Origin of the sequence: uncultured Veillonella sp. (assembly GCF_934190855.1) — a bacterium.
In the GTDB taxonomy this organism is placed as follows: domain Bacteria; phylum Bacillota; class Negativicutes; order Veillonellales; family Veillonellaceae; genus Veillonella.
Window position 1 is genome coordinate 1 of sequence record NZ_CAKPTN010000081.1, and the last position, 7,564, is coordinate 7,564.

General features: G+C 36.3%; 11 protein-coding genes. All 11 read left to right on the top strand.

Features of this window, described 5'->3' with window-relative positions:
* Positions 1-139, top strand: a 139-nt coding sequence (locus tag Q0F90_RS05830) for a transcription antitermination factor NusB (RefSeq protein WP_367113414.1), incomplete at its 5' end; no start/stop codon positions are given.
* Complete coding sequence (locus Q0F90_RS05835) at positions 139-1,098, top strand: metallohydrolase (RefSeq protein ID WP_296004143.1); 960 nt, start codon at positions 139-141, stop codon at positions 1,096-1,098. The genes Q0F90_RS05830 and Q0F90_RS05835, both read left to right, overlap by 1 nt.
* The gene (gene xseA, locus Q0F90_RS05840; RefSeq protein WP_296004144.1) at positions 1,095-2,318 is read left to right on the top strand and encodes an exodeoxyribonuclease VII large subunit; all 1,224 of its coding nucleotides are present in this window, start codon (positions 1,095-1,097) and stop codon (positions 2,316-2,318) included. The genes Q0F90_RS05835 and xseA overlap by 4 nt, the downstream gene beginning before the upstream one ends.
* Entirely contained in the window at positions 2,293-2,499 is a 207-nt protein-coding gene (gene xseB, locus Q0F90_RS05845) for an exodeoxyribonuclease VII small subunit (RefSeq protein ID WP_009352545.1), read from the top strand. The genes xseA and xseB overlap by 26 nt, the downstream gene beginning before the upstream one ends.
* Before the next feature lie 9 nt (positions 2,500-2,508).
* Complete coding sequence (locus Q0F90_RS05850; RefSeq protein ID WP_296004145.1) at positions 2,509-3,387, top strand: polyprenyl synthetase family protein; 879 nt, start codon at positions 2,509-2,511, stop codon at positions 3,385-3,387.
* A 28-nt stretch (positions 3,388-3,415) separates the two neighbouring features.
* Positions 3,416-3,895 carry a divergent PAP2 family protein gene (locus Q0F90_RS05855; protein ID WP_296004146.1) on the top strand — a complete coding sequence of 160 codons (480 nt, stop codon included), beginning with the start codon at positions 3,416-3,418 and terminating at the stop codon, positions 3,893-3,895.
* Positions 3,892-4,695 carry a TlyA family RNA methyltransferase gene (locus Q0F90_RS05860; RefSeq protein WP_296004147.1) on the top strand — a complete coding sequence of 268 codons (804 nt, stop codon included), beginning with the start codon at positions 3,892-3,894 and terminating at the stop codon, positions 4,693-4,695. The genes Q0F90_RS05855 and Q0F90_RS05860 overlap by 4 nt, the downstream gene beginning before the upstream one ends.
* Before the next feature lie 9 nt (positions 4,696-4,704).
* Positions 4,705-5,589, top strand: coding sequence for an NAD(+)/NADH kinase (locus Q0F90_RS05865; protein WP_296004148.1), 885 nt, complete (start codon positions 4,705-4,707; stop codon positions 5,587-5,589).
* A 78-nt stretch (positions 5,590-5,667) separates the two neighbouring features.
* Positions 5,668-6,189 (top strand): class I SAM-dependent methyltransferase, encoded by a 522-nt coding sequence (locus tag Q0F90_RS05870; protein ID WP_296004149.1) that lies wholly within the window; start codon positions 5,668-5,670, stop codon positions 6,187-6,189.
* 320 nt (positions 6,190-6,509) lie between these two features.
* On the top strand, positions 6,510-6,965 hold the full coding sequence (gene argR / locus Q0F90_RS05875; protein ID WP_004695825.1) for an arginine repressor: 456 nt from the start codon (positions 6,510-6,512) through the stop codon (positions 6,963-6,965).
* A 4-nt stretch (positions 6,966-6,969) separates the two neighbouring features.
* Positions 6,970-7,564 (top strand): AAA family ATPase (locus Q0F90_RS05880; protein ID WP_296004150.1); only part of this gene is annotated, 595 nt, incomplete at its 3' end.

Here is a 7,564-nt window from a genome sequence, read left to right on the forward strand (position 1 = left end):
GGAAATGACTAACGAAGTAGAACCATTAGAACCATCCATTGCTATTAATGAAGCCATTCAATTAGCAAAAGAATTTGGCTCTGATGCTTCTTATAAATTAATTAATGCAATTTTAGATGCATACAACAAGAGTAGATAATGAAACGATATTACTTAGGCATTGATACCAGTTGCTACACCACGAGTTGTGCCATTATAGATAGTGACTTTCACATAGTCGGAGAAGCGCGCAAACTATTAGAGGTTAAACATGGGGAGCGAGGACTACAACAATCAAATATGGTCTTTCAGCATACAAAGGCATTGCCTAAGCTAATGTCAGAATTACCGCAAGTGCCAATTAGCGGTATCGGTGTTAGTGGCTTTCCACGACGCGAGGAAAATTCTTATATGCCTGCCTTTATGGTTGGTCTAGGACATGGAGAATCACTAAGTCACGTGATGAATGTACCGCTACAAGTTTTCGCGCATCAAGAAAATCATATATTAGCAGCACTACGAGATTTAAAAACAATTCCTAGTAAACCATTTTTAGCACTTCATTTATCAGGCGGTACTACGGAGCTCGTATATTGCCATTATCAAGGTGAAGGGATTTTTGAATCTCACATTATTGGCGGTTCTAAAGATTTGCAAGGTGGTCAATATGTGGATCGCATCGGTGTTGCTATGGGCTTACCATTTCCTGCAGGAAAACATCTTGAGGCATTAGCATTACAAACTACAGAGTATGAGCCACTACCATCATCTATGAAAGAGGGATGGATTAGTTTTGCCGGTCCTTGCAGCGCAGCTATGCGGCGTATACATGAAACCATGAGTGATGTGGATAAATCTAATTTAGCTAGAGCTGTATTTACATCTATCGGAAATGCTTTAGAAAAAATGATTACCTATCATATTAAAGAAAAACCAGTTCGTACACTTATCGCTGTAGGTGGTGTGATGAGCAATAGTTTACTTCGTACTCGAATGGAATCCTATTGCAAACGCAATCGTATGACATTACATGTGGCGCAGCCACAATTTTCTGTTGATAATGCTACAGGAAATGCGTTTGGCGCAGCTTATTTACAAGAATCTAGAGGATCATCGTGAATGTATTAACCATTACACAATTGAACAATCTCATAAAGCGCACCTTAGATCGTGAATATCTACTTAAAAATGTTTATGTAAGCGGTACTATTATCAATGCTAAACGTCATAGTAGTGGGCACATGTATTTTTCTTTGAAAGATGAGGAATCTGCCATTGATGTAACCATGTGGTCTAGCACTGTTATGCAAAAAGGGTTGGCTAATGCCATTCAAAATGGTTTATTAGTAACTGTAAAAGCATCTGTTAACTTTTACAATAAAATGGGCCGTTTAAATCTCATTGCATCAGATATGCAAATAGGTTCTAAAAGCCCGTTACAGCTTGAATTTGATGCATTAAAGCGAGAATTAACAGCTTTAGGATACTTTGATGATAGTCACAAACAAAGTTTACCGTATATGGCAAGCTGTATTGGTATCGTCACGTCTCAATCTGGCGCAGTTCTACATGATATTCTCCATGTCAGCGAGCGACGTAATCCTTTAGTTCAATTTAAATTGTTTTCTGTGCCTGTACAAGGTAATACAGCGGGACCTATTATTGCAAAAGGTATTGCGGCCGCCGATGCAGATCCTGATGTAGATGTTATTATCGTTGGTCGTGGTGGCGGTTCCATGGAGGACTTGTGGTGCTTCAATGATAGAGCTGTAGTAGAAGCCATTTATAAGGCTAATACGCCTATTATTTCCGCTGTAGGACATGAAACTGATTACACTTTATGTGATTATGTGGCAGATGCACGCGGTGCTACGCCGAGTCATGCTGCAGAGATGGCAGTTTTGTCGCTTACTACATTGCAAGATCAATTAACAGAAAAAGAAGAGTATTTGCATGAATATATACGTTATACACTACAACAGAAACGTACAGATTTGACATTACTTTTTAATCGCAGACTTGGTATACCAGCGCTTCAGTTTTTACATAAGCAAAAATCATATTTACAAGAACTTTCACAGACATTAACAAATGTTACTAAAGAGAGATGTAATACGGAAAAGCATAGTTTAGCATTATTAGCTCAACAGTTAGAGTCATTAAATCCATTACAAATGATGGTTAAAGGGTTCGCAAAGGTTGAACATAATAATGAAGCCGTAACTTCGGTGGCCCAATTACAACCGAATGACGATATACGGGTTACATTAGCAGATGGTTATGTTACAGCCACGGTAAAGGAGGCGCACAAAGATGGCCGCATCACTAAAAAGTTATGAGAAAAAATATAAAGCCTTAGAAGATATTGTTAAGCAATTAGACGATGGTGATATGACCATCTCTGAGCTCTTAAATCAATATAAAAAAGGCTTAACCTTAGTTAAGGAATGTGCAGAAATGCTTGATTCCGTTGAAGCTGAGGTACAACAAATTATCGAAGAAGTCCGCATCAGCGAATAAGGAGATTCTATGTTCAAAGAATATTTAGCGTCTAGCAAACAAAATATTGAACAATGGTTAGGTGAGGTATTAACTAGTCCAAATCAAGAATTTAAGCCCCTTTATGAAGCTATGAATTACAGCTTAATGCAAGGGGGCAAACGAATTCGACCAATCTTATCTAAAGCTGTGTTAGAAATGCTTCAAAAAGATCCTGCTGATTATAAAGAGTTTTTATGTGCAATGGAGTGTATCCATACGTATTCCTTAGTACATGATGATTTACCTGCCATGGATAATGATGATTATCGTAGAGGTAATTTAACAAATCATAAAGTATATGGTGAAGGTTTAGCTATTTTAGCGGGTGATGGTTTATTGACATATGCCTTTCAACTAATGACCGCCAATAAGACGGCTACGGCTCAAGAGAAACTCGATGCCATTCAATGTGTAGCGACTGCAGCGGGTCCAGAAGGTATGGTCGGCGGTCAGGCCTTTGATATGCTCAGTGAAGATAAACATATTCCATTAGATGAGTTACAAGTTCTTCATCGCGGCAAAACGGGGGCTTTATTTAATGCGTCTGTAGAGTTAGGCCTTATCTTAGGTAATGCAGATACTGCTACGAGAACAGCATTAATGGAATATGCTAATTGTTTAGGATTGTTATTCCAAATCACTGATGATATTCTAGATGTAACAGGTACTATCGAAGAATTAGGAAAAACACCTGGCAGTGATATTCGCCAACATAAATCTACTTATGTATCTTTACTTGGTTTAGAGGGGGCAAAAGAGCAAGCCGCTGCAGTAGGTAAACAGGCTCATGATGCATTAAACTCCGTTTCTTATGATACATCTATATTGGCAGCATTAATTGATTATCTTTTAAAACGTACGAATTAATAGGTATTACCTGTAGAAGGTACAAAGAATGATTGATTTATTACCACAAATAGCACATAACTACATAGCGCAAGCCGCATTTTGGGGTTGGTTTACCGCTCAAGCAATTAAATTCGTATGGCAACTTGTAAGACATGGTAAATTCCGGCCAGAACGCCTTGTAGGCTCCGGTGGATTCCCTAGTTCCCATACATCCTTTGTCATTGCTACTACTACGGCTATTTATCTAAAAAATGGTGTATCAGATCTTTTTATCTTGTCCTTAGTATTCTCTATTGTAGTTATGTATGATGCATCAGGTGTTCGATTAGAGGCTGGAAGACAAGCTCAAATACTAAATCAAATTGTGGAATATTTTACAAAGAAAAATATTCCTGTTCAAATTACTCGTAAAGAGGCGCTAAAAGAGTTATTAGGACATACGCCTGTGGAAGTATTTGGTGGTTTAATCCTAGGTATTCTTGTTGCCTATATTCAGTTTTATTATATTTATAATGGTGTACTATGAGCAGTAAAGAACGGTTAGATATACTCCTTGTCAATCGAGGTCTTTTTGAAAGTAGAGAAAAAGCAAAAGCTGCTATTATGGCTGGACTTATCTTTATGGATACTACGCGCATAGATAAAGCAGGAACAAAAGTACCTGTTGATGCTAATATCCTGGTAAAAGGCAATACATTACCGTATGTAAGTCGTGGTGGGCTTAAATTGGAAAAAGCTATCCAAACATATCCTATCGATTTACAAGACGCTGTCATGGTTGATATAGGCGCTAGTACAGGTGGATTTACAGACTGTGCTTTACAAAATGGGGCAACTAAAGTTTTTGCTATTGATGTAGGTTACAACCAATTAGCGTGGAAATTACGTCAAGATCCGCGTGTTATCAACATGGAAAAACAAAATATCCGCACTGTCACACCAGAGCAATTAGGTGAACTTGTCGATTTTATTTCTATTGATGTAGCCTTTATTTCTTTAGACAAAGTTCTACCAGTTGCTACTACCTTATTAAAAGATACAGGTTCCCTTGTGGCCTTAATTAAACCTCAATTTGAGGCGGGCAAAGAAAATGTTGGTAAGGGTGGTATAGTACGAGATAGTGCTATCCATAAAGAGGTTTTACACCGAATATTACAAGTAGCTTATGACTGTGGGCTGTATATCCATGGTTTAACCTTCTCACCTATTAAAGGAATGGAAGGAAATATTGAGTTCTTAGGTTATTTTAAAAAGTACGAAGAAGGGGCTTTAACTATTAACGACGAATTAATTGATGCAGTCGTTACCGAAGCTCATTCGTTATAGGAGATTACTATGCGTATCGGATTCTTCCCGAATATGGGGAAAAGCAACATTATGGCAGTTCTCAAAATGGCTGCTCATATTTGTAAAGAAGAAGGTATCGAAGTATTTTTGCCAGATGATCTCGAATCAGATGCACCTGCACGAGTACTTAAGATTCCAAAAACTCATATTGTAAGCCGTCCTGAAATCTTCAAACAAATAGATATTGCTTTTAGTTTTGGTGGGGATGGTACGATCATTCATTTAGCCCGACAAATCTATCCGTATAATGTACCAGTGTGCGGTATTAACTTAGGTGAGCTAGGGTTCTTAAATCAAATAGAAATTCACCAAATGCAAAGTCATATAAAACGTATAGTGAAAGGTGACTACAAGATTGAAAAGCGCGGTCACTTATATGCTTATATTGACCGTAATGATGGCAAAGAAGAAGAACTTGTTCCTATTATCAATGAAATAGTTATAACCCGTGCAGAACCAGCTAAAATGGCACGCATTAATATGTCTGTTAATAATCAACACACTCAAATGTATCCGTCTGATGGTTTAATCATTTCCTCTGCTACAGGATCTACAGGTTATAACCTATCAGCTGGTGGTCCAATTATGAAACCAGATAATAGATCTATCATAGTTACACCTGTAGCTCCACATTTGATTCAAGGTGTATCTCTAGTATTAGAGGAGCATGATACAATTCAAATTACAATGCCTGAACGAGAACCACAATTACACATTTGTATTGATGGTACCTTTGACTATACTTTTACAAATAAAGAAACCTTACATATAAGTTCTAATCCTGTATACTGCTTATTTGTACGATTTAAGGATCAATGTTTCTTTGGTACATTATTTAAAAAATTAGCGTCTCGTAGAGACGAATTATTATAACCAAATCTCAAGTGGGGTGGTTTCGTGATTAACATTAACAATGCTGTTCAATTTCAACATTTAATCTGGGATCGGTCGATGAAAAAAGCCAAAGTAGTTGTTGATGCTACATGTGGTAATGGCCATGATTTATTGTATTTAGCAAAACGTGCACCAAAAGGATGTCATTTATATGGTATCGATATTCAAATGAAAGCAATCAATAGTAGTAAAGAACTACTGAAGACAAATGATATTGCACCTGATGTGAGTCTAACCTTTATTCATGACTCTCATGATCTAGCATTAGCTCATCAATTAAAAGATGAGGTTATCGATTTAATGATTTTTAACTTAGGCTATTTACCTGGTAGTAATCATAAAGTTATAACTAAACCGCATCAAACTATAGAAGCCATAGATAAGGGATTACATAAATTATCTAAGTCTGGCGTTATCACAATTGTTGCTTACCCAGGAACACCTGAAGGGATGGATGAAATGCAATCCCTTAAATCATATTTATCTGATTTAGAACAGAAATTGTATAATGTATGTCATTGGCATCCAATGAACCAAATTAATAACCCACCAGAATTGTTTATATTACAAAAACGATAAAAAGCTATATATCTTTATTCATTATGAATAAAACTCATAATCAACATGTAAAAGCCCCTATAAAGGGGCTTTTATTTATACATGTATATTTTTCTACTTTTAAATTATTAATTCCCTATAAATAGATTAACCTTATGGGCTATGAATTTATACAACGTCAGTATATGGAATCTTAACAATATTTTAAATATTAGTATAATATGCATAAGACGTATAATATATGCGATTTATACCATATATTAATTATGAATATATGGTATAATATTATCAGAAAGATACTATTCTCTTTTATGTGCAAGTTTTAAAAAAGGGAGTTCAAAATGAAACGCTATCGCTATAACAAAATTAAAGAGATCGTACAGTCCAAGGCGATTGAAACACAAGAGGAATTAGCAGCGGCCTTATTAGAAGAAGGTATTGAAGTAACACAAGCTACAGTCTCTCGTGACATCAAGGAATTGATGTTAATCAAAATTCCTACAGGCGATGGACATTATCGTTATGCGTTATCTCCAGAGGAAAACGTAGTTTTATCTCGTAGTCGCATTAACAGATTATTCCAAGATTCTTTAATTAAGGTTGATCACAGTTTAAACCAAGTTGTATTACATACAATTCCTGGTTCTGCTCAATCTGTAGCATTTTCTATCGACCATGCAAAATGGACTGAAATTATCGGTACATTAGCAGGGGACGACACTATTTTGTTAATTGCAAAATCTGAAGCTGAAGTTCCAGCGATTTTAGCGAAAATCCAAGATTTAATGAAGGACTAATCATATGTTAACGCAAATGAGCATTCGCAACTTTGCGTTGATTGAGCAAATGAATATTTCATTTAATGATGGCATAACTATCTTTACCGGCGAAACTGGGGCAGGGAAATCCATTCTTATGGATGCCTTTAGTATCCTATTAGGAGAACGCGCGAGCAGCGAGTTTATTCGTCACGGTAAAGATAGTTTTGTTATAGACGGAATATTTGATATTGCTAATCACCAAAGTATTCAAGAATTATTAGAATCTAAAAATATAATGGTTGAAGAAGGCCAACTAATTTTATCTAGATCCTTTAACCGTAATGGCAAATCAAGTATCTTAGCTAATGATCAACCTATACCATTAAAGGCTTTAAAAGAAATTGGTCAATATTTAGCAGATATTCATGGTCAATATAGCAACCAGCGATTACTTGATGCTGATACACATCATGAATATTTAGATACTTTCAATAAAGAAGGTCAATCAGCTTATAACACATATAAGGACGCATACAAAGTATATAAACAAGCTAAGCAGGAAGTAGATAACTTGCAAGAAAATATGTCTGAGCGCGCGAGAGAGCTTGATATGTTGAGATATCAAATCGACGAAA

Excerpts from the sequence above, each read along its gene's own strand:
- Q0F90_RS05850 (WP_296004145.1), top strand. The coding sequence starts at position 2,509 with ATGTTCAAAGAATATTTAGCGTCTAGCAAACAAAATATTGAACAATGG.
- Q0F90_RS05855 (WP_296004146.1), top strand. The coding sequence starts at position 3,416 with ATGATTGATTTATTACCACAAATAGCACATAACTACATAGCGCAAGCC.
- argR (WP_004695825.1), top strand. The coding sequence starts at position 6,510 with ATGAAACGCTATCGCTATAACAAAATTAAAGAGATCGTACAGTCCAAG.
- xseB (WP_009352545.1), top strand. The coding sequence starts at position 2,293 with ATGGCCGCATCACTAAAAAGTTATGAGAAAAAATATAAAGCCTTAGAA.
- Q0F90_RS05870 (WP_296004149.1), top strand. The coding sequence starts at position 5,668 with ATGAAAAAAGCCAAAGTAGTTGTTGATGCTACATGTGGTAATGGCCAT.
- Q0F90_RS05835 (WP_296004143.1), top strand. The coding sequence starts at position 139 with ATGAAACGATATTACTTAGGCATTGATACCAGTTGCTACACCACGAGT.
- Q0F90_RS05860 (WP_296004147.1), top strand. The coding sequence starts at position 3,892 with ATGAGCAGTAAAGAACGGTTAGATATACTCCTTGTCAATCGAGGTCTT.
- Q0F90_RS05865 (WP_296004148.1), top strand. The coding sequence starts at position 4,705 with ATGCGTATCGGATTCTTCCCGAATATGGGGAAAAGCAACATTATGGCA.